The sequence below is a fragment of the Haemophilus sp. SZY H68 genome, from assembly GCF_018829685.1.
GTDB lineage: Bacteria > Pseudomonadota > Gammaproteobacteria > Enterobacterales > Pasteurellaceae > Haemophilus > Haemophilus haemolyticus_K.
In genome coordinates, this window is the sequence record NZ_JAHKKB010000006.1 from 1 (window position 1) to 20322 (window position 20322).

The 20322-nt window shown below is 38.8% G+C and carries 22 protein-coding genes, 2 tRNA genes and 2 rRNA genes; 17 read left to right on the plus strand and 9 right to left on the minus strand.

Going from position 1 to position 20322, the window contains the following annotated elements; all coding sequences use genetic code 11:
* Positions 1 to 10: 10 nt before the first annotated feature.
* The 6 genes from rrf (KP712_RS08490) to murQ all read left to right on the plus strand — a co-directional run bounded on the left by rrf (KP712_RS08490) (position 11) and on the right by murQ (position 2665).
* A 5S ribosomal RNA gene (gene rrf, locus KP712_RS08490) occupies positions 11 to 126 on the plus strand.
* 47 nt (positions 127 to 173) lie between these two features.
* A 5S ribosomal RNA gene (gene rrf / locus KP712_RS08495) occupies positions 174 to 289 on the plus strand.
* Positions 290 to 301: 12 nt separating this feature from the next.
* Positions 302 to 378: transfer RNA gene (locus tag KP712_RS08500), tRNA-Asp, on the plus strand.
* Between the two features lie 16 nt (positions 379 to 394).
* Positions 395 to 470, plus strand: a tRNA-Trp gene (locus tag KP712_RS08505).
* Positions 471 to 604: 134 nt separating this feature from the next.
* Positions 605 to 1744, plus strand: coding sequence for an anhydro-N-acetylmuramic acid kinase (locus KP712_RS08510; protein ID WP_165818758.1), 1140 nt, complete (start codon positions 605 to 607; stop codon positions 1742 to 1744).
* Positions 1745 to 1753: 9 nt separating this feature from the next.
* Positions 1754 to 2665, plus strand: a complete 912-nt coding sequence (gene murQ, locus KP712_RS08515) for an N-acetylmuramic acid 6-phosphate etherase (protein WP_111407927.1) — start codon at positions 1754 to 1756, stop codon at positions 2663 to 2665.
* A 29-nt stretch (positions 2666 to 2694) separates the two neighbouring features.
* Here murQ and KP712_RS08520 read toward each other — a convergent pair whose 3' ends face one another.
* Complete coding sequence (locus KP712_RS08520) at positions 2695 to 3537, minus strand: divergent polysaccharide deacetylase family protein (protein WP_111407926.1); 843 nt, start codon at positions 3535 to 3537, stop codon at positions 2695 to 2697.
* Entirely contained in the window at positions 3537 to 4769 is a 1233-nt protein-coding gene (gene envC / locus KP712_RS08525; protein ID WP_111407925.1) for a murein hydrolase activator EnvC, read from the minus strand. Before envC ends, KP712_RS08520 begins: the two co-directional genes overlap by 1 nt.
* 175 nt (positions 4770 to 4944) lie before the next feature.
* Between envC and KP712_RS08530 the strand changes: the two genes are divergently transcribed.
* Together KP712_RS08530 and KP712_RS08535 are read left to right on the plus strand one after the other, a co-directional pair.
* Positions 4945 to 5628 carry a 2,3-diphosphoglycerate-dependent phosphoglycerate mutase gene (locus tag KP712_RS08530; RefSeq protein ID WP_005625827.1) on the plus strand — a complete coding sequence of 228 codons (684 nt, stop codon included), beginning with the start codon at positions 4945 to 4947 and terminating at the stop codon, positions 5626 to 5628.
* Between the two features lie 76 nt (positions 5629 to 5704).
* Complete coding sequence (locus tag KP712_RS08535) at positions 5705 to 6301, plus strand: hypothetical protein (protein ID WP_048953117.1); 597 nt, start codon at positions 5705 to 5707, stop codon at positions 6299 to 6301.
* 41 nt (positions 6302 to 6342) lie between these two features.
* Here KP712_RS08535 and KP712_RS08540 read toward each other — a convergent pair whose 3' ends face one another.
* From KP712_RS08540 to KP712_RS09150, 3 genes are all read right to left on the minus strand, one after another.
* Entirely contained in the window at positions 6343 to 6972 is a 630-nt protein-coding gene (locus KP712_RS08540; protein WP_048953116.1) for a response regulator, read from the minus strand.
* Between the two features lie 164 nt (positions 6973 to 7136).
* The gene (gene lysA, locus KP712_RS08545; RefSeq protein ID WP_048953115.1) at positions 7137 to 8384 is read right to left on the minus strand and encodes a diaminopimelate decarboxylase; all 1248 of its coding nucleotides are present in this window, start codon (positions 8382 to 8384) and stop codon (positions 7137 to 7139) included.
* 45 nt (positions 8385 to 8429) lie between these two features.
* Positions 8430 to 8546: a lipoprotein gene (locus KP712_RS09150; RefSeq protein WP_080351536.1), complete on the minus strand. Its 117-nt coding sequence runs from the start codon at positions 8544 to 8546 to the stop codon at positions 8430 to 8432.
* A gap of 97 nt (positions 8547 to 8643) precedes the next feature.
* Here KP712_RS09150 and cyaY point away from each other — a divergent pair, with 97 nt between their 5' ends.
* The 3 genes from cyaY to proS all read left to right on the plus strand — a co-directional run bounded on the left by cyaY (position 8644) and on the right by proS (position 12610).
* Positions 8644 to 8949 (plus strand): iron donor protein CyaY, encoded by a 306-nt coding sequence (gene cyaY, locus KP712_RS08550; protein WP_005643206.1) that lies wholly within the window; start codon positions 8644 to 8646, stop codon positions 8947 to 8949.
* Position 8950: 1 nt separating this feature from the next.
* Positions 8951 to 10810, plus strand: coding sequence for a DNA helicase RecQ (gene recQ / locus KP712_RS08555; protein WP_048953114.1), 1860 nt, complete (start codon positions 8951 to 8953; stop codon positions 10808 to 10810).
* Between the two features lie 84 nt (positions 10811 to 10894).
* Positions 10895 to 12610 (plus strand): proline--tRNA ligase, encoded by a 1716-nt coding sequence (proS, locus tag KP712_RS08560; RefSeq protein ID WP_048953113.1) that lies wholly within the window; start codon positions 10895 to 10897, stop codon positions 12608 to 12610.
* A 46-nt stretch (positions 12611 to 12656) separates the two neighbouring features.
* Here proS and asnC read toward each other — a convergent pair whose 3' ends face one another.
* Complete coding sequence (gene asnC / locus KP712_RS08565) at positions 12657 to 13109, minus strand: transcriptional regulator AsnC (RefSeq protein ID WP_048953112.1); 453 nt, start codon at positions 13107 to 13109, stop codon at positions 12657 to 12659.
* Positions 13110 to 13262: 153 nt separating this feature from the next.
* Between asnC and asnA the strand changes: the two genes are divergently transcribed.
* Positions 13263 to 14255 carry an aspartate--ammonia ligase gene (gene asnA / locus KP712_RS08570; protein ID WP_048953111.1) on the plus strand — a complete coding sequence of 331 codons (993 nt, stop codon included), beginning with the start codon at positions 13263 to 13265 and terminating at the stop codon, positions 14253 to 14255.
* A 118-nt stretch (positions 14256 to 14373) separates the two neighbouring features.
* Here asnA and slyD read toward each other — a convergent pair whose 3' ends face one another.
* From slyD to rraB, 3 genes are read right to left on the minus strand one after another with little or no spacing between them, the layout of a single operon-like run.
* The gene (gene slyD / locus KP712_RS08575; protein ID WP_005644067.1) at positions 14374 to 14994 is read right to left on the minus strand and encodes a peptidylprolyl isomerase; all 621 of its coding nucleotides are present in this window, start codon (positions 14992 to 14994) and stop codon (positions 14374 to 14376) included.
* A 54-nt stretch (positions 14995 to 15048) separates the two neighbouring features.
* Positions 15049 to 15771 carry an SIMPL domain-containing protein gene (locus KP712_RS08580; protein ID WP_048953110.1) on the minus strand — a complete coding sequence of 241 codons (723 nt, stop codon included), beginning with the start codon at positions 15769 to 15771 and terminating at the stop codon, positions 15049 to 15051.
* A gap of 54 nt (positions 15772 to 15825) precedes the next feature.
* Entirely contained in the window at positions 15826 to 16248 is a 423-nt protein-coding gene (gene rraB, locus KP712_RS08585; protein WP_005638439.1) for a ribonuclease E inhibitor RraB, read from the minus strand.
* A 107-nt stretch (positions 16249 to 16355) separates the two neighbouring features.
* On the opposite strand from rraB, the gene truD reads away from it, so the two are divergent.
* From truD to nlpD, 5 genes are read left to right on the plus strand one after another with little or no spacing between them, the layout of a single operon-like run.
* The gene (gene truD / locus KP712_RS08590; RefSeq protein ID WP_048953109.1) at positions 16356 to 17375 is read left to right on the plus strand and encodes a tRNA pseudouridine(13) synthase TruD; all 1020 of its coding nucleotides are present in this window, start codon (positions 16356 to 16358) and stop codon (positions 17373 to 17375) included.
* Positions 17376 to 17384: 9 nt separating this feature from the next.
* On the plus strand, positions 17385 to 18125 hold the full coding sequence (gene surE / locus KP712_RS08595; protein ID WP_048953108.1) for a 5'/3'-nucleotidase SurE: 741 nt from the start codon (positions 17385 to 17387) through the stop codon (positions 18123 to 18125).
* 29 nt (positions 18126 to 18154) lie between these two features.
* Positions 18155 to 18733 carry a YqaA family protein gene (locus KP712_RS08600; RefSeq protein WP_048953107.1) on the plus strand — a complete coding sequence of 193 codons (579 nt, stop codon included), beginning with the start codon at positions 18155 to 18157 and terminating at the stop codon, positions 18731 to 18733.
* An 8-nt stretch (positions 18734 to 18741) separates the two neighbouring features.
* On the plus strand, positions 18742 to 18927 hold the full coding sequence (locus tag KP712_RS08605; protein ID WP_048953106.1) for a hypothetical protein: 186 nt from the start codon (positions 18742 to 18744) through the stop codon (positions 18925 to 18927).
* Between the two features lie 23 nt (positions 18928 to 18950).
* Positions 18951 to 20264, plus strand: a complete 1314-nt coding sequence (gene nlpD / locus KP712_RS08610; RefSeq protein WP_048953105.1) for a murein hydrolase activator NlpD — start codon at positions 18951 to 18953, stop codon at positions 20262 to 20264.
* Positions 20265 to 20322 lie beyond the last annotated feature (58 nt).

Sequence of the window (20322 nt, forward strand, 5' to 3'; positions counted from 1 at the left end):
AAAGAATTATCCTGGCGGCGATAGTGCGGTGGAACCACCTGACACCATACCGAACTCAGAAGTGAAACGCTGTAATGCCGATGGTAGTGTGGGGCTTCCCCATGTGAGAGTAGGGCACCGCCAGGTTTATTTTTTTAGTTTATTCCTTGAGTAAATTAAAAAAATAAAAAATTTTTGGCAGAGATAGTGCAATAGATCCACCTGATACCATACCGAACTCAGAAGTGAAATGTTGTAACGCTGATGGTAGTGTGGGGTATCCCCATGTGAGAGTAAGGCACTGCCAATTACCATACTTAGCGGAGTGGTAGTTCAGCTGGTTAGAATACCTGCCTGTCACGCAGGGGGTCGCGGGTTCGAGTCCCGTCCATTCCGCCAATTTATTCATACCAATAGGGGCGTAGTTCAATTGGTAGAGCACCGGTCTCCAAAACCGGGTGTTGGGAGTTCGAGCCTCTCCGCCCCTGCCATTAAGATATTCTTTTCAATTGATCATAAAATATCTTTATATTCATACCTTTTTCATATTATTTAATAATTCTTTTTATTTTTCTTTTTGAATTAGATATATAATTATTGAGTTCAAAATATAAAAATAATTAGTATGAAACCTCAATATTATCTTGGCATGATGTCTGGAACTAGTCTAGATGGAGTGGATGTTGCTCTCGTTGATTTTTCTGTAGATCCTCGACTTATCTTATCTGATTTTTTTCCTATGCCAGAAAATTTACGTCAGAAATTAACTAAACTCATTCAAGTTGGTGAAACTACTCTACAAAATTTAGGCGAACTCGATCATGAACTTGCTTTACTGTATTGTGATTGTGTAAATACTTTTCTACAAAAATATAATCTTATTCCAAGCCAAATTGAAGCTATTGGTTGTCATGGACAGACAGTATGGCATTCTCCTGTTTCTGCATTTCCTTTCACGATGCAACTAGGTGATATGAATTTATTGGCATCTAAGACGAGAATATCGGTTATTGGTGATTTTCGTCGTAAAGATATGGCTTTAGGCGGACAAGGGGCTCCTCTTGTACCCGCTTTCCATAAAGCTGTATTCTCAAATGCTAATTTTGCTACAGTTGTTTTAAATATTGGTGGGATTAGTAACGTTTCTATATTGTTGCCTAATCAACCTGTAATTGGGTTTGATATAGGTCCAGGTAATACATTATTAGATCAATGGATAGAAAAACACCAAGGCCTTCGCTATGACAAAAATGGTGACTGGGCTTCAAAAGGCAACATGAATCAAGTTCTGCTTGATGAATTATTAAATGAACCTTTTTTCTCTTTACCTGCTCCAAAAAGTACAGGGAGAGAATTATTTAATCTTGATTGGTTAATTGGCAAAGTAGAAAAAACATCTGAAAAACTTACCGCGCTTTGCTCCAAAATCACATTATCCCCAGAAGACGTGCAAGCGACGCTTGTTGAATTGACTGTAACAAGCATTGTCAATGCACTAAATCAACTCCAAACAGATTTACCAAAACGTTTATTAGTATGTGGCGGCGGCGCAAAGAATAGCTTTATTATGCGTGAATTGCATGATAATTTACTCGATTGGCAGGTTGGTACAACGACAGAGCAAGGTTTTGATATTGATTATGTAGAAGCTGCTGCCTTTGCTTGGTTGGCTTATTGCCGAATGAACAATTTACCAGCAAACCTGCCTAGCGTAACTGGCGCAAAAAGTGCGGTTAGTTTGGGGGCTATTTTTCCTAAAGACTAAGGCCAAAATATGAATGACATTATATTAAAAAGTTTATCCACATTAATTACTGAACAACGAAATCCGAATTCAGTTGATATTGATCGTCAAAGTGCTTTAGATATTGTTCGATTAATGAATAAGGAAGATAAACAAGTTCCTTTAGCTATTGAAGCATGTTTGCCTGAGATTTCGTTAGCGGTAGATAAAATCGTTTATGCTTTTCAACAGGGAGGGCGTCTAGTATATATTGGGGCTGGGACGAGCGGTCGTCTCGGCGTATTGGATGCGTCAGAATGTCCTCCTACATTTGGTGTATCTTCGGAAATGGTCAAAGGTATTATTGCGGGGGGGGAACGTGCTATTCGTCATCCTGTTGAAGGTGCGGAAGATAATACTAAAACAGTACTTGATGATCTACAGCGTATTCATTTTTCAAAAAATGATGTATTAGTTGGTATCGCTGCAAGTGGCCGCACACCTTATGTTATTGCAGGTCTTCAGTACGCTAAATCTCTTGGTGCTTTGACAATTTGTATTGCGAGTAATCCAAAATCTGCGATGGCTGAGATAGCCGATATTGTGATTGAGACTATTGTTGGCCCTGAAATATTGACGGGTTCTAGCCGCTTAAAATCTGGCACCGCACAAAAAATGGTACTGAATATGCTGACTACGGCAAGTATGATTTTATTGGGTAAATGTTACGAAAATTTGATGGTCGATGTACAAGCCAGTAATGAAAAGCTTAAAGCACGCGCTGTACGCATTGTGATGCAAGCAACGGATTGTGATAAAGTGCTCGCTGAGCAGACATTAATTGAAACAGATCAAAATGCCAAGCTTGCAATTATGATGATTTTAAGTAATTTATCAAAATTAGAGGCGAAGGCATTATTAGAAAGACATCAAGGTAAATTAAGAAATGCACTTTCTAAATAAGACAAAAACCTGATTTTAAAATCAGGTTTTTATTTTGGAATTCCACGTAGTAATCCTACGGGTTCAAAAGGTCCCATTGAGGTTGGTGCAGGCATTTCTGTAAATAATAAAATAAATGGTTTAGGCGGGGTTACTTTTTCATTATGCCATAAGTTGCCCATTCCAACAAGTTGGATATCTTCAGGTAAATTGTTAATTCCTGCTTGTAACACTGCTATTGTATTTGGGCGAGGATGTCCTATCGCAATCGCTGTACCATGTTTCCTTGCATATTGAATTGCTGCTTGAAATTGATGTTGAACCGCAGCTAGTTCGTTACTGTCATCTAAAAATATATGACGATCTAATGAACGAACCCCTTGTTCTTTTGCTATTTTTCCTGCTACAGATTTTCCTATTGTTCGGCTATCTAAAAAGAATAAATGTTTTTCTTGAAGTGCGGTCATTAAATAAGTCATTAATTGGGGATCGGCCGTAGCCGCACTGCCCATGTGATTATTCATGCCAATTGCATAATTCACGATATTTTTGGCTGTATTTACCCGATCATTGACCTGCGCTGAAGACATTCCTAAATGTAGTCCTCCATCCTCTATTTTCACCGCACTTACTGGTTGCATCGGCATATGAATTAAAATGTCTCGACCTTGAGATTTTGCTTCTTGATTTCGTGCTCGAGCATGAGGTGCAGCAGGAATAATTGCTACGGAAATTTCTCGCGGCATTGCAAAAATAGCCGCATCTTCTTTGAGATGATAGCCTACATCATCAATAACAATAGCAAGTTTATTTTGCGCAAGGGAGATAGAAGTATAAAGTGCGGTAGAAAAAACGATGAAATTTTTCACCGCACTTTTTATGAGAAGTTTCATTAACGGATCCATCCAGCTGGATTCACTGGTGTGCCTTTTCGGCTAATTCCAAAATAGAGTGCGGAACGAGAGATTTCACCAGTATTACCCACTTGAGCAATAGTTTGTCCAGCAGAAACAAGTTGACCAATTTTTACCAATACGGCTTGATTGAAACCATACAAACTTAAGTCGGTTTCTCCATGTTTAACGATGACCATATAACCGTAGCCATTCAAATACCCAGCTAAAATTACACGTCCAGCTGCAATGGCTTTGACTGCAGTTCCAGCGGAGGCACCAATAACCATGCCTTTCCAACGAACTTCACCGGCCTGAATAGTTCCAAAATTATGTAAAGTTGGACCTGAAACTGGTGCAGAATATTGTTTTTTTGCAATCCCTAAACCACTTGTGCTGTTAAGCAATTGACGTTCTTGTGCTGTCGGTTGATAAGGCTTGGAAGTCCGTTTTTCTTCAGCTTTTTGTCGTTGTGCAAGTGCTTCTCGCTCTCTTTTTTCTTGTTCTAAGGCCGCTTTTTCTGCTCGTTGAATTTCTTGACGGAGTGCTTGCTCATTAGCCTTTAGGCTATCTAATTTATTTTGATCTCTCGCTAAATTTTTATTAAGTTCATTTAGTGTAGATTGACGTTCTTGTTGTGATTTTTGTAATTCTTGTTGCTGTTTTTTTTGCGTTAAAAGTTGATCTCGATGATTTTTTTGTTGGCCTAAAATTGATTCTTTTTGGGATACAATTTGAGCTTGTGTTGCTTTTAAACTATCAATTATTTCGATTCGAACTTGGTTTAAATGTTGATAGTACACTTTCATGCGTTCTGCTTTTTCCGCATTTTTAGAAAACATTCTTTCAATGACGGAAGGATTTAAACCTGAGCGATAAATCATATCCATTTGTTTCGCTAAGCGTGATTTTTGTTCAGATTCTTGTTTTTCCAATTGTTTGAGTTGTTTATCTGAATCAGAAATTTGCTTACGAATTTCTTTCAAGCTCATTTCTGTTTCATGTAACTCACCCACGACAGCATTAATTTTACTTTCATGGTTTTTTAAATTAGCTTGTAACTTAGCTTGCTCGCGTTTTTGTTCAGCAATTTTAGATTCTTGTTGCTTAATTTGCTTTTGAATCTGGTTAAGATCGGAAGCATGACTTATTGGGGAAAAAATCAACAACCCGCAGCTAAAAAGTGCGGTGAAAAATGGCGATATTTTTTTGTTTAATCCCGAAGACTGCATAATTTTTCCTAAATTCTTAAAATCGCACAAATCTTATCATATTTGTTAAAAGGCGAAAAAGTTTAGCCTCTATTTTTTGCTAAAGATCAGGAAAACTCGCCTTTTTGCTTTTAAACATACTCAATTTTTGCTATAAAGTGTGAATTATCTTTTACTTAAATTTTAGGAGATTCTTATGGAATTAGTATTTATCCGTCACGGTTTTAGTGAATGGAATGCGAAAAACTTGTTCACAGGCTGGCGTGATGTAAATTTAACAGAACGCGGTGTAGAAGAAGCAAAAGCAGCGGGCAAAAAATTATTAGATGCTGGCTATGAGTTTGATATCGCATTTACATCTGTGCTAACTCGTGCAATCAAAACTTGTAACATCGTGTTAGAAGAATCCCATCAATTATGGATTCCTCAAGTGAAAAACTGGCGTTTAAATGAACGTCATTATGGTGCTTTACAAGGTTTAGATAAAAAAGCGACTGCGGAACAATACGGTGACGAACAAGTTCATATTTGGCGTCGTTCTTATGACATTTCTCCACCAGATTTAGATCCACAAGATCCAAATTCTGCACATAATGACCGTCGTTACGCAAATATTCCGTCTGACGTTGTGCCAAATGCAGAAAACTTAAAAATTACTTTAGAGCGTGCACTTCCATTCTGGGAAGATCAAATTGCACCAGCAATGCTTTCTGGTAAACGCGTTTTAGTTGTTGCTCACGGTAATTCACTCCGTGCATTAGCAAAACATATTATTGGTATTTCTGATGCTGAAATTATGGATTTTGAAATCCCAACAGGTCAACCTTTAGTGTTAAAACTAGATGATAAATTAAATTACGTAGAACACTACTACCTTTAATTTATCGCTTTATTTTTTAATTTAACATTCAAAGTGCGGTTAATTTTAACCGCACTTTATGTTTAAGGAGACATGAATGAGAAAATTGATAATGTTCATTTTGGTATTGTTGCCATTTTTTACAACATCAGTTATTGCAGCACCAGTACATAAAAATCAAATAAATAAAAAAATTGTAGTAACTAAATCTTTGGATAAAAAACAACAAACTAAAAAAACGAAAGAAACTAAATTAGTTCTAACCAAGAAAAATAGTACTAAGAATAAAAAACAAGTTGAGAAATTGACAGACAAAAAGTCTAAAGCTTTGGTAAAGCAAATTAGCTCGAAACCTAAGGTATCTATTGAGAAAAAACCGACAACAGTTGTTTCAACAAAACATGAAAAAACAGCAAAGGACAAATCAGTTTATAAGCCAGTGATCGTGCCACAGTGTAATGATTTTTCTGTATCAAAAGTGTTATCTGATGCATTTAAGCAGCAAGGAGATGCAACTAAAACCAGTATGATGGTGAAACAAATTTTTCAAGCAAGAGAAACGCAATTTTATCCACAAAAAGGCATTCGAAGCTGCCATGCTTTAGTGGTGACGGATGGAAAAAGTTATCAAACAGATTACAGCGTTATTTTGAATGATAAAGGATTCTTTATTCAAGTAGAAAATGCTCAGTAGAAAAATGCGCTTGGCTTTTTAACCTTGCGCATTTTTGTAAACTATTTATTGTTTTGTTCAAAAAAGAGTACAGTTGCGGCTACACGAGAGTGCACATTGAGTTTACGTAATAAATTACGAATATGTACTTTCACGGTTTCTTCTGAAATAAAAAGTTGGGCTGCAATTTGTTTGTTTGATAATCCTGTCGCAATTTGACGAAGTACATCCATTTCACGATCTGTTAAGCTATCTAATGGATTTTGCTCATGTCTTCGTTCAAGTAATAAATCTTTAATAGAATCACTTAAGATCACTTCACCTTGCGCTATTTGCTTAATTTGTTCTAGTAAGGTTTCGGGTTCTGTATCCTTTAGCAAATAGCCATCAGCGCCGGCGTCAATTAACGTATAAATATCATTTTTAGCATCAGAGACAGTTAAAATTAGGATCCGCGCATCAACGCCTTCTGCGCGTAATCCTTTGAGCGTATCTAACCCTGAAAGTCCTTTCATGTTGAGATCTAAAATGATCACATCAGGTGATGTTTGTAATGCCACGGAAATCCCTTCTGTGCCACTGCCTACGTCAGCCACCACTTCAAAGTTATCGTCTAATTCTATAAGTTGTTTAATGCCACGACGCATTAATGGATGATCGTCAATTAATAAAACGCTTAGTTTTTCTTGCATAAATTCCCCCTTAGTGACGATAAACGTGCCATTTTATAAATAATTTCTATTAGTTCCAATGACGAACCGATAGAAATTTGATTTTACGCATAAAGTTACTGTTTTTTAGGTATATTATAAGTGAATAAATTATATGGTTAGATTAAAATTTAATCAAAAGGTGATTAAATGGTTGACTCTAATGCCCAAAGTTCCTGTAAGGTTTCTCGACGACGAATTAAATAAGATTTATCGCCATCTACTAAAACTTCTGCAGTACGAGGTCTTGAGTTATAGTTTGATGACATGCTTGCTCCATAGGCGCCAGCTGAGCATTGAGCAATATAATCACCTTCAGAAATAGAAAGTTCCCGTTGTTTACCCAAGAAATCAGACGTTTCGCAAACTGGCCCCACAACATCATAAATGGCTTTTTCTCTTGCTAAAGTGCGGTCAATTTCTACGATATTCATATAAGCCTCATACAATGCAGGGCGGATCATATCGTTCATTCCAGTGTCGGTAATCGCGAAATTACGACTTTCATTATTTTTTAGGTATTGCACTTTGGCCACTAAAATTCCCGCATTTGCAGAAATCGCTCTGCCAGGTTCAAGAATAATTTCAAGTTCAGGATAATTTTGTAGTTTTTCTAACAATGCATTCGCGTAATCACTTGGATGCGGTGGTGTTTCATCCGTATAAGTCACGCCTAAACCACCGCCCAGATCGAGATGTTTTAATTTTATTCCATCTTCTTTTAATTGTTCCATTAGGACAATTAAGCGATCCGTTGCATCTAAAAATGGTTGTAATTCAGTGAGCTGTGATCCTATGTGGCAATCCATCCCTGTTATTTTTATATTTGGCAACGTTGAGGCTAATTTATATACCTCTCGAGCTTCATTTACGTTTACACCAAATTTATTTTCTTTTAATCCTGTTGAGATATAAGGGTGTGTATGCGCATCAACATCTGGATTTACTCGTAAAGATATTGGCGCTATTTTCCCCATCTCGCCTGCGATATGGTTAATGTATTTGAGTTCAGAAACTGATTCCACATTAAAGCAACGTATTCCAACTTCTAGTGCATGAATAATTTCTTCTCGGGATTTGGCAACGCCCGAAAAGACTACTTTTGATGCATCTCCATCTGCGGCGAGTACACGCTCAAGTTCGCCTTGCGAGACAATATCGAAACCTGAACCTAGTTTTGCCATGATATTTAATACGCCGATATTCGAGCAAGATTTTACGGCAAAGCAAATTAAGTGAGGATGCTTACCGAAGGCTGAGTCAAAAGCATGCCAATGGCGTTCAAGCGTTGCACGAGAATATACATAAAGAGGTGTACCGAATTGTTCAGCAAGTTGTTGAACCGGAATATCTTCAGCATAAAGCTTATTATTTTTATATTGGAAGAAATTCATATTGTGTTCCTGTTTTTTATTTTTGGATTGTAACTGGATAATGGTTTATTTAGTTTGTTGTGCTTGTTCTTTTTCTGGGAAATATAAAGGACCTTTCACGCCACATCCTGTTGCCATAATGCAAATTGTACTAAGCACTAAAATTGATAGTAGTTTTTTCATTTTTCTCTCTCTTACTTATCGGTAAATCCGCCTTTCACAAGTTTAAGAAAGGCTTTATAATTTGCCGCATTCTATCAGATTTAAATAGGAACATTTTATGAATATTGCAGAATTTCACCAAAATATTGAACAAGTTTGGCAAAAAATTGAAGAAGAATTAGAAGAGCAAGGTGCGGATGTAGATTGTGAAACGCAAGGTTCAGTATTTACCATCACCTTTGATAATCGCACACAAATAGTGATTAACAAGCAAGAACCATTACTTGAGCTTTGGATTGCGAGTAAATTAGGTGGTTTTCATTTTGCTTTTAAAAATGGCGACTGGGTTTCTAACGACGGAAAACGTTTTTGGGATTGTTTAGTAGAAGCTTGTGCTGCACATGGCGAGAACGTGCAGTTCTAAGATGCTTGATTCTCCTTTATCACCAAAAATAATAGAAAAACCGACCGCACTTTCTGTTTTGAAATCGGTTTTCGGTTATCAATCTTTCCGTAAAGGACAGGAAGAAGTCATCAATGCCGCATTAAACGGACAAGATGCTTTGGTGGTAATGGCAACAGGGAATGGCAAATCGCTTTGTTACCAAATTCCCGCGCTTTGTTTTGAGGGGTTAACTTTAGTGATTTCTCCGCTGATTTCCTTGATGAAAGATCAAGTAGATCAGCTTCAAGCTAATGGAATTGAGGCAGATTTTCTTAATTCTAGTCAGACTTTAGAACAGCAGCAACAAGTACAAAATAAGCTTATTTCTGGGCAACTTAAACTGCTTTATGTGTCGCCAGAAAAAGTGATGACGAACAGTTTCTTTCCACTTATTTCTTATAGTAAAGTCAGCTTTATTGCGATTGATGAAGCACACTGCATTTCTCAATGGGGGCATGATTTTCGCCCTGAGTATACCCAGCTTGGCGGTTTAAAAGCTAGTTTCCCTCATGCGCCAATTATGGCGCTCACCGCGACAGCAGATTATGCCACTCGCCAAGATATTTTGACTCACCTCAAGCTGGAAAATCCGCATAAATATATTGGTAGTTTTGATCGACCAAACATTCGTTATACCTTGGAAGAAAAATATAAACCAATGGAGCAATTGACGCGTTTTGTGTTGGTTCAAAAGGGCAAGAGTGGGATTATTTATTGCAACAGCCGGAACAAGGTTGAGCGAATTGCGGAAAGTTTACGCAATAAAGGCGTCTCTGCTGCAGCTTATCATGCGGGAATGGAAACGGCACTGCGTGAGCGCGTGCAACAAGATTTTCAGCGTGATAATGTTCAAGTGGTGGTCGCAACCATTGCTTTTGGAATGGGGATTAATAAATCCAATGTACGGTTTGTTGCCCATTTTGATTTACCTCGTAGCATTGAATCTTACTATCAGGAAACGGGGCGAGCGGGACGTGATGATTTACCAGCTGAGGCGGTTTTGTTTTATGAGCCAGCGGATTACGCTTGGTTACAAAAAATTCTTTTAGAAAAAACAGAAACGCCACAGCGTCAGATTGAGCAACATAAATTAGAAGCTATTGGTGAATTTGCAGAAAGCCAGACCTGTCGCCGTTTAGTGCTTCTCAATTATTTTGGTGAGCATAGACAAACACCGTGCAATAATTGTGATATTTGCCTTGATCCTCCTAAAAAATATGATGGATTAGTCGATGCGCAAAAAGTAATGTCTACTATTTATCGAGTGGGACAATGTTTCGGTGCACATTATGTGATTGCGGTGCTGCGTGGCATGCACAATCAAAAAATTATTGAACGCCAACATGATAAACTTTCAGTATATGGCATTGGAAAAGATAAAAGCAAAGAGCATTGGCAGTCTGTCATTCGTCAGCTTATCCATTTGGGTTTTGTGCAACAGGTCATTAGCGAATTAAATACAACGTTACAACTTACTGAAAGTGCAAAAGCGATTTTGAAAGGTGAGGAACCATTGGAACTGGCAATGCCTCGTATTTCTGCAATTAGTAAGATTGCCCATAATCCACAACGTCAAGGTGTTGCAAATTACGATAAGGATTTATTTGCACGCTTGCGTTTCTTACGCAAACAAATTGCCGATAAAGAAAATATTCCGCCGTACATTGTCTTTAATGATGCGACGTTGCAAGAAATGGCACAATATATGCCAACAAGCAATATTGAAATGCTGCAAATTAATGGTGTGGGCTCTATCAAATTAGAACGGTTTGGCCAGCCGTTTATGGTATTGATTCAGGAACATAAAGCAATTTTGGCGAAATCGCAAAATAATCAGTAAGTATCGAAAGTGCGGTTAAAAATCACCGCACTTTTTGTTATACTTACGCCAATTTTTTCAGTTCTTAGAATCTAAGGTTAAACAATGCGTACAAGTCAATATTTATTTTCCACCCTTAAAGAAACGCCAAATGATGCTCAGGTAGTGAGCCACCAATTAATGTTGCGTGCGGGTATGATTCGCCCAATGGCATCAGGTTTATATAACTGGTTGCCGACGGGTATTCGCGTATTGAAAAAAGTAGAAAAGATTATTCGCGAAGAGATGAACAAAGGTGGTGCAATTGAGGTATTAATGCCAGTGGTGCAACCTGCGGAATTATGGGAAGAGTCTGGTCGTTGGGAGCAATATGGTCCTGAGCTCCTTCGTTTCGAAGACCGCGGAAACCGTAACTTTGTACTTGGTCCAACTCACGAAGAAGTAATTACTGATTTAGTGCGCCGAGAAGTTTCTTCATATAAACAACTTCCACTTAATTTATACCAAATTCAAACCAAATTCCGTGATGAAGTACGTCCTCGTTTTGGTGTGATGCGTTCACGTGAATTTATTATGAAAGATGCCTACTCGTTTCACACTACACAAGAAAGTTTGCAAGAAACCTATGATGTGATGTACCAAGTGTACAGTAACATTTTTAACCGTTTAGGCTTAGATTTCCGTGCGGTACAAGCGGATACAGGGTCTATTGGTGGTTCTGCTTCCCATGAGTTCCAAGTGTTAGCTTCAAGCGGTGAAGATGACGTGGTATTCTCAACAGAATCGGATTTTGCCGCGAATATTGAGCTTGCTGAAGCGGTAGCTATCGGTGAGCGTCAAGCGCCAACCGCAGAAATGACATTGGTGGATACGCCAAATGCGAAAACTATTGCAGAGTTGGTTGAGCAATTCAACTTACCAATTACGAAAACTGTAAAAACCTTGATTGTGAAAGGCGCAGACGAAAATCAACCGCTTGTAGCGTTAATCATTCGCGGCGACCACGAGTTAAACGAAATCAAAGCACAAAAACACCCATTAGTAGCAGATCCTCTTGAGTTTGCAGATGAAGCTGATATTAAAGGGAAAATTGGTGCGGGAGTTGGTTCATTAGGTCCTGTGAATTTAAATATTCCAGTAATTATTGACCGCACTGTGGCGTTAATGTCTGATTTTAGTTGTGGCGCGAATATCGATGGAAAACATTATTTCAATGTAAACTGGGAACGCGATGTAGCAATGCCTGAAGTGTTCGACTTGCGTAACGTGGTGGAAGGCGACCCAAGCCCAGATGGTAAAGGCGTGCTTCAAATCAAACGTGGGATTGAGGTTGGACACATCTTCCAACTGGGCAAAAAATACTCCGAAGCAATGAAAGCGACCGTGCAAGGCGAAGACGGCAAACCGCTTGTAATGACCATGGGTTGTTATGGTATCGGCGTGACTCGCGTGGTAGCTTCTGCGATTGAACAGCACCACGACGACCGCGGTATCATCTGGCCTTCTGATGAAATCGCCCCATTCACCGTGGCAATCGTGCCAATGAATATGCACAAATCTGAAACCGTGCAAAAATACTCTGAAGAACTTTACCGCATTTTACAATCACAAGGCGTAGATGTGATTTTTGATGATCGTAAAGAACGCCCGGGCGTGATGTTCGCTGATATGGAATTGATTGGCGTGCCACATATGGTGGTAATTGGAGAGAAAAACCTAGAGAACGGTGAAATTGAATATAAGAACCGTCTTACCGGTGAAAAGAAAATGATTGCTAAAGATGAGCTATTGGCATTTTTGGAAGAGAATGTGAAGGCATAGTTTTCTTATCAAGTAAAATGCGGTAAACGTTCACCGCATTTTTATTTTATGGCTTAATATCTCTTAAAATTGGATTTTGCATTGAAATCAGTGTTTCTGTAGATTGAATCTCATCAATTAGCTGAATTTTAGTTGCCAGAACGGAATGTAATTCTGCAATAGTATGTGTCATTACTTTCAGAAAAATTGAATAATTGCCAGTTGTGTAATAGGCTTCAACAACTTCATCAAAACTTTCTAACTTTTTAATAACTTTTTCGTAGTCTTTTGCACTTTTCAAAATAATACCTATAAAGCAGCAAACGTCATAACCTAATTTTTGTTCATCAATAATGACTTTTGTGCCTTCAATAATGCCGGATTGGCGCATTTTTTCTACACGTACATGGATTGTTCCTGGGCTTACACCAAAGTTTTTAGCCATTTCGGCATAGGGAGTTCTCGCATCTTTGGTGAGTACACGTAAGATTTGCTGATCTAAATTATCAATGTTGTGCATAAAATCATCTCCTTTAGATTTTATTTAATTTTTATAACTTAGATTAGATAATATTTAACTTATAAAAGAAAGTAAATAAAATACTTGAAATAATGCTCGATTTTATTAAATAATGCTTAACAAATAAAACAACAGATTAAAAAGGTTATAAAAATGAAAAAGACATTTATTTTACAACAACAAGAAATCAGCTTTGTGAAGAATACCTTCACCCAAAACCTTATTGAACAACTTGGCATTATTGAAGTACAAGGTCCGATCTTGAGCCAAGTGGGTAACGGAATGCAAGATAACTTATCTGGTATTGAAAAAGCCGTTCAGGTTAACGTGAAATGTATTCCAAATGCAGTATTTGAAGTGGTGCATTCCCTAGCTAAATGGAAACGCCATACCCTTGCTCGCTTCAATTTTAAAGAAGGCGAAGGCTTGTTTGTTCATATGAAAGCATTACGTCCAGATGAAGACTCTCTTGACCCAACTCACTCTGTTTATGTGGATCAATGGGACTGGGAAAAAGTGATTCCTGAAGGTCGTCGTAATTTTGAATACTTAAAAGAAACGGTAAATTCTATTTATCGTGCTATTCGCTTAACGGAATTAGCCGTAGAAGCACGCTTTGATATCCCTTCAATTCTTCCAAAACACATTACCTTTGTGCATAGCGAAGATTTAGTAAAACGCTATCCAGATTTAAGCAGTAAAGAGCGTGAAAACGCAATTTGTAAAGAATACGGCGCAGTATTCTTGATTGGGATTGGCGGTAAACTTTCAGATGGCAAACCTCATGATGGTCGTGCACCTGACTATGATGACTGGACAACTGAATCTGAAAACGGCTACAAAGGATTAAACGGTGATATTTTGGTATGGAATGATCAATTAGGCAAAGCATTTGAACTTTCCTCAATGGGTATCCGCGTAGATGAAAGTGCATTACGTTTACAAGTTGGTATAACGGGTGATGAAGACCGTTTAAAAATGGATTGGCACCAAGATTTATTAAACGGAAAATTACCATTAACTATCGGCGGTGGTATCGGCCAATCTCGCTTAGCGATGCTTTTACTTCGTAAAAAACATATTGGTGAAGTACAATCAAGCGTATGGCCAAAAGAAATGTTAGAAGAGTTTGCCCATATTTTATAAGATAGGTATTAATACAAAGATACAAAAAAACACGATGATTTCTCATCGTGTTTTTTATTTCAGAAAGCAATAGCAGACTTCATTGCTAAAGTGCGGTAATGTTTTCGGCTGTTTTTAATTAATGACCGCCACAGCCACAGCTGCCGTGACCGTGTCCATGCCCGTGACCACCGCCGCAGCATCCGCTGTGCTCGTGATCATGGTCGTGATGGTGGTGATGACCGCCACAGCCACAACCGTGACCTTCTTCGTCATCATCGTGGTGGTGGCTATGTGCGCCATGAACGTGGCCGTGTGCGATTTCTTCTAATGTTGCTTCACGCGTTGCGACAACTTCAACGGTGAAGTGTAATTCTTGACCCGCTAACATGTGATTTCCATCAACGACAACTTCATCACCATCGATTTCAGTAATCACCACTGGAACTGGACCAATGTCTGTATCCGCTAAGAAACGCATGCCTACTTCAAGCTCATCAACACCTTGGAATACATCCTTTGGTACACGTTGAACCATATTTTCGCTATATGCACCGTAACCCTCTTCAGGTTGTACACGTACTTCAAATTTGTCGCCTACTTCTTTACCTTCAAGCGCTTTTTCAAGACCGATCACTAAATTATTATGGCCCTGTAAATATTCTAGTGGTTGATTCGCTGGAGCTTCATCTACCAATACGCCATCTTGTGTGCGAACTTGGTAAGCAATGCTCACCACTACATTTTTTGCTACTTTCATTATGTTTTCCTTATAAAAAAATCGGTTAAAAAAGTCGTACCATTGTAGCGAAAATTATTCCGCACGCAATGCAATTCGCGCACTAATGCGTGCTTTTATTTTCTCTTTACTATTTTCAAGATAAGCATCGCTAGAAGGATCCACCGCACTTATATCGGCAGATTTTGCCATCGCCATCATATAAGGTCGTGGGCTCATGGTTTGTTCATTCACGGAAGACACATCTAAATCTAAAATTTGATAGCCTTTCATATTCAATGAATTTTGAATTAATGTAGCTTTGTTTTTAAATTTATCCAATGCGGCTTGAGTTAATTCATTTTCTAAACTCATTAATTTTTCTGATGAAATAAGTGTATTCGTACTTTCCACCGCCATAACACCATCAAGCTCGCTAATCACTTTGGAGATAGCTTGGAAATCTTTGCTTTCTAATACAAGTTCCACACGATCAATCCAGCCAGATTGCTTGCCTTGATTGTTATAACGCACACTGGTATGACGAAAATGATCTTTGATTTCTACGGCACTTTCGTTTTTCGCGATAGAAAGCGCTTTGCTTAATTTCTCATTGATTGTTTTATTTAGGGTTGAAAGTGATGTGCCTTCTGCCTGATAAAAAAGCGTAACTTGTAACAAATCTCGTGAAACTTCTTTTTCGACTTCAGCATTAAAAGAAACAATATTATTTTGCACCGCACTTTGAGAATTATCTGCCAATGCAGGCAAAGCAAGAGGCAATGCCAATAATGCCAAGGAAAGAGATTTTAATTTCATATTGAAACTCCTAAAAAAATAACCGCACTTATCAAGTGCGGTTAAAAAGAATGATTAATGCACACGAGGCTCTTCGACATCCTCGTCATCAAAAAATTCCCCATCATCACCGTATTCATCGTCATCAGCATTCGGGTCTTCAAAATAGGTGCCCCAACCATCATAAATGCCTTTATGTTTTTCTAATAACGGAAGAATTTCTTTTTGTTGCGCATCAATAATTTCCGCTTTTAATTCTACTTCACTGATAATGTCAAAACAAAAAATTGGTTTGCCATCATCATCTTCAAATTCTTCTGCTTCGGAAACTTCATAACCGGCTTTAAAAGCATCTACGGCGATTTTTTCTAATAAATCAAAATCGTGATGAGCAATGTGATGCTCAATAATGTAAAGCGCATCCGGGTCACTACCATCGTTAAGTAAATCAGCGATAATTTCACGGGTTTCTGCTTGTAATTCAGCCAATTTTGACATAATAAAATCCTTCAACAAGAACAAAAGTGCGGTTATTTTAGTGGATAAATCACTAAAAGTCGCATAAAATTTCGTGCAATTGTTTTCTATAAAAAAGAACCCTAACCATGCTCGAACAACTCCCTTATTTGGCATTAAAAACACCGCCAAAAACCACCGCACTTTTAAAGGCTGAATGTGTGGATTTTATTGTAAAAGAGCATTTAGGCTATGAAATGTCAGGCGAAGGTGAGTTTGTTGCGTTGTATGTACGTAAAACAGATTGCAACACCTTATTTGTTGGCGAAAAATTAGCTAAATTTGCCGGTGTTTCTGAACGCAATATGGGATATGCGGGGTTGAAAGATCGTCGAGCGGTGACAGAACAATGGTTTTGTTTGCAAATGCCAGGAATGGAAACGCCCGATTTCAGTCAATTTGAATTAGATGGCGTAGAGATTTTAACGGTTACTCGACATAACCGAAAAATTCGCACGGGTAGCCTTGAGGGAAATTATTTCGATATTTTATTGCGCGGTGCGGAAGAATCAGATGAGCTTAAAGCTCGGTTAGATTTTGTGGCAAATTTTGGTTTCCCCAATTATTTTACGGAACAACGTTTTGGTCGAGATGGTCATAACCTCACGCAAGCATTGCGTTGGGCGCAAGGGGAAATCAAGGTAAAAGATCGCAAAAAACGTAGTTTTTATCTTTCCGCCGCGCGCAGTGAAATTTTTAATTTAGTTGTGGCAGCTCGTATTGAAAAGAGCGCAACAAATCAAGTTTTGCCAAATGATATTGTGCAATTATCCGGTTCGCACAGTTGGTTCAAAGCGGATGAAAAAGAAGACTTAAATGCCTTGCAAGTGCGGTTAGAAAATCAAGATATTTTACTCACCGCCCCTTTAATTGGCGAAGATGTGTTGGCCGCAAGTGATATTGAAAATGAAATCGTAAATCAACATTCAGTTTTCGATCCTTTAATGAAACAAGAGAGAATGAAGGCAGCGCGTCGCCCATTATTAATGAAGGCAAAAGCGTTTTCTTGGGCATTTGAGCCTGAAGGATTGCGTTTGAAATTTTATTTGCCTGCGGGCAGTTATGCCACGGCATTAGTTCGTGAGTTAGTAAATTATACAGAAGCATAAGGAAGTACAATGCGAATTTTAGTCAGTAATGATGACGGTTTTCACGCGGAAGGCATTCAAGTTTTAGCAACTGAATTAAGAAAAATTGCAGAAGTTATTGTTGTTGCACCTGATCGTAATCGAAGTGCAGCATCAAGCTCGCTTACATTAGTGGAGCCACTTCGCCCACGCCATTTAGACAATGGCGATTATTGTGTGAATGGTACGCCAGCAGATTGTGTACATTTAGCATTAAACGGATTTTTATCTGGCAAAGTGGATTTAGTGGTATCGGGCATTAATGCGGGTTGTAATATGGGCGATGATACGATTTATTCAGGCACATTAGCAGCAGCTCTTGAAGGGCGTCATTTAGGCTTGCCTGCTATTGCGGTTTCGTTAGATGGTCGTCAACATTATGAAACAGCAGCACGAGTGGTGTGTGATCTCATTCCAAAATTACATCATCAATTATTAAATCCTCGTGAAATTATTAATATTAATGTGCCGGATTTACCTTTTGAAGAATTAAAGGGTTACAAGGTATGTCGCTTGGGTTACCGTGCGTCGTCTGCAGAAGTCATCAAACAAAGGGATCCTAGAGATGAAACCATTTATTGGATTGGCCCTTCAGCATTACCCGAAGATGAAAGCGAGGGAACAGATTTCCATGCGGTGAAAAATGGTTATGTGTCTATCACGCCAATTCAGGTAGATCTTACTGCACATCATTCACTTTCAGCTTTACAAGATTGGTTAGAGCAGGAATAATGGCGCGTTTTACCAAATAGAGAAGAAATATGAAAATTTTCGGCACGATGTACGATAAAACCATGCAATGGTCAACGCACCGTTTTGCGACTTTCTGGCTCTCTTTTGTTAGTTTTATCGAGGCGATATTTTTTCCTATTCCGCCTGATGTGATGTTGATCCCAATGTCTATGTCAAAGCCAAAAAGTGCGGTGAAATTTGCATTTTATACGGCAATTTCTTCTGTCATCGGTGGGGTTATCGGTTATGCAATTGGTTATTATGCAACGGACTGGGTGGAAAACATTGTACAACAATGGGGATATAGTGCGCATTGGGCAAAAGCCATAAATTGGTTTGAGCAATGGGGCGTATTAGTTGTGTTTGTGGCTGGGTTTAGCCCAATTCCTTATAAGGTGTTTACTCTCTGCTCTGGCGTAATGCAAATGGCATTTTTCCCTTTTGCCATCACGGCATTTGTTTCACGTTTAGCGCGTTTCTTGCTGGTGGCAAAATTAGCCGCGTGGGGCGGTGAAAAATTCGCAGCAAAATTGCGAAGATCTATTGAAATTATTGGTTGGTCAGTCGTTGTGCTGGCTGTCATTACTTACTTTATATTGAAAAACTAGGATAAAAAATGAATAAATTAGGTCTTATTTTAATGACTGGATTAGTATTAGCTGGATGTGCATCAGAACAAGTAAAAGATCCAGACGCGTTGCCAAACGGCATCATGCAACCAGTAGAAGGCACAGGTGCTGTTGCTGGCGGTAGCTTTATGCCAGAAATTCAAAAAAACACAATGCCAGCGCAAACGAAATAATAGAGGAACAATAAGGAATTACTATGAAAAAATCATTTCTCTTACTCCCTTTGAGTCTTGTTGTATTATCGGCTTGTACCTCTAATTCTCCCGCTCCAATCAGCAATGCTGATGGCAATCTTTCACCTGGTATCATGCAACCCGTAAATGGTGAAAGTGCGGGTGGTTCTTGGCAACCTGAAATTCAAAAAAACACGGTACCCGCGATGGGTGGCGTACCAACAGGCATGCAAACTCCACAGCCAAATTTCCAACCAACCTATCAACAGCCTACTATGCCAGCGACGCCTGCTCAGCCGGCATTTAAACCTGCACAGCCAGCGTTTCAGCCAGCTCAAAAACCAGTAGCGCCAACACCAGCTCCAGCGCCAGCTGTGCAAACAAAAACCATCACTAAAACTGTTTCTGATTGCGTAGGTTCGCAACATATTAATGTTCCACGCAATCCAAATACCAATGCACCAGATTATAGCCAAATTGAAAAAGGCTCTTACAAAGGCAATACCTATAAAGTGAACAAAGGCGATACCATGTTCTTAATAGCCTACTTGGCGGGGATTGATGTAAAAGAATTAGCTGCATTGAACAACATGACTGAGCCTTATAGTTTGAGTCTAGGACAAACTTTAAAAATCTCTAATTGTGGTACAAAAACCGTGACAACAACGGTTCCTGTAAAACAACCTGCGGCAGCAACGACAACAACTACTGCGGCTGTACCGACAGCACCAGCAGAATCGGTAGTCACCTATACGCCAGGCGCAAACGGTACGCAAATAGGATCAGATGGAACAATCATTGGCCCAATTAAATCTGGTGCAGGTGTAGCGAATAGCGCACCAGCAATGGTACCGGTTGCGACAACACCAGTTGCTCCTGCGACAACGCCATCAGTACCAACTACGCCAGTAGATAACACCAATAGTACACCGATTAATGCCAATGTTGTTGCGCCAATCGCATCGAATGTTGCATGGCAATGGCCGACTTCAGGTAATATTATCCAAGGTTTCTCAGATACTGATGGTGGAAATAAAGGAATTGATATTAGTGGTTCTCGTGGACAGTCTGTAAAAGCAGCTGCATCAGGTCGCGTTGTGTATGCTGGCAATGCTTTACGTGGTTACGGTAATTTAATCATCATCAAACATAATGATGATTTCTTAAGTGCTTATGCGCATAACGACAAAATTCTTGTAACCGATCAACAAGAAGTCAAAGCTGGTCAAGAAATCGCAAAAATGGGTAGCTCCGGTACAAATACTGTGAAACTTCATTTTGAGATTCGTTATAAAGGTAAATCAGTTGATCCTATTCGTTATTTACCAAGACGTTAAGCTAAGTTATATAGGGCGGTAAAAATACTGTGGTTTTTACCGCACATTTTTAATGATA

Excerpts from the sequence above, each read along its gene's own strand:
- KP712_RS08520 (WP_111407926.1), bottom strand. The coding sequence starts at position 3,537 with ATGAAACTTCTCATAAAAAGTGCGGTGAAAAATTTCATCGTTTTTTCT.
- envC (WP_111407925.1), bottom strand. The coding sequence starts at position 4,769 with ATGCAGTCTTCGGGATTAAACAAAAAAATATCGCCATTTTTCACCGCA.
- KP712_RS08510 (WP_165818758.1), top strand. The coding sequence starts at position 605 with ATGAAACCTCAATATTATCTTGGCATGATGTCTGGAACTAGTCTAGAT.
- recQ (WP_048953114.1), top strand. The coding sequence starts at position 8,951 with ATGCTTGATTCTCCTTTATCACCAAAAATAATAGAAAAACCGACCGCA.
- proS (WP_048953113.1), top strand. The coding sequence starts at position 10,895 with ATGCGTACAAGTCAATATTTATTTTCCACCCTTAAAGAAACGCCAAAT.
- slyD (WP_005644067.1), bottom strand. The coding sequence starts at position 14,994 with ATGAAAGTAGCAAAAAATGTAGTGGTGAGCATTGCTTACCAAGTTCGC.
- cyaY (WP_005643206.1), top strand. The coding sequence starts at position 8,644 with ATGAATATTGCAGAATTTCACCAAAATATTGAACAAGTTTGGCAAAAA.
- KP712_RS08540 (WP_048953116.1), bottom strand. The coding sequence starts at position 6,972 with ATGCAAGAAAAACTAAGCGTTTTATTAATTGACGATCATCCATTAATG.
- lysA (WP_048953115.1), bottom strand. The coding sequence starts at position 8,384 with ATGAATTTCTTCCAATATAAAAATAATAAGCTTTATGCTGAAGATATT.
- KP712_RS08605 (WP_048953106.1), top strand. The coding sequence starts at position 18,742 with ATGAATAAATTAGGTCTTATTTTAATGACTGGATTAGTATTAGCTGGA.
- KP712_RS08600 (WP_048953107.1), top strand. The coding sequence starts at position 18,155 with ATGAAAATTTTCGGCACGATGTACGATAAAACCATGCAATGGTCAACG.
- KP712_RS08530 (WP_005625827.1), top strand. The coding sequence starts at position 4,945 with ATGGAATTAGTATTTATCCGTCACGGTTTTAGTGAATGGAATGCGAAA.
- asnA (WP_048953111.1), top strand. The coding sequence starts at position 13,263 with ATGAAAAAGACATTTATTTTACAACAACAAGAAATCAGCTTTGTGAAG.
- KP712_RS08580 (WP_048953110.1), bottom strand. The coding sequence starts at position 15,771 with ATGAAATTAAAATCTCTTTCCTTGGCATTATTGGCATTGCCTCTTGCT.
- KP712_RS09150 (WP_080351536.1), bottom strand. The coding sequence starts at position 8,546 with ATGAAAAAACTACTATCAATTTTAGTGCTTAGTACAATTTGCATTATG.
- murQ (WP_111407927.1), top strand. The coding sequence starts at position 1,754 with ATGAATGACATTATATTAAAAAGTTTATCCACATTAATTACTGAACAA.
- KP712_RS08535 (WP_048953117.1), top strand. The coding sequence starts at position 5,705 with ATGAGAAAATTGATAATGTTCATTTTGGTATTGTTGCCATTTTTTACA.
- surE (WP_048953108.1), top strand. The coding sequence starts at position 17,385 with ATGCGAATTTTAGTCAGTAATGATGACGGTTTTCACGCGGAAGGCATT.
- truD (WP_048953109.1), top strand. The coding sequence starts at position 16,356 with ATGCTCGAACAACTCCCTTATTTGGCATTAAAAACACCGCCAAAAACC.
- rraB (WP_005638439.1), bottom strand. The coding sequence starts at position 16,248 with ATGTCAAAATTGGCTGAATTACAAGCAGAAACCCGTGAAATTATCGCT.
- nlpD (WP_048953105.1), top strand. The coding sequence starts at position 18,951 with ATGAAAAAATCATTTCTCTTACTCCCTTTGAGTCTTGTTGTATTATCG.
- asnC (WP_048953112.1), bottom strand. The coding sequence starts at position 13,109 with ATGCACAACATTGATAATTTAGATCAGCAAATCTTACGTGTACTCACC.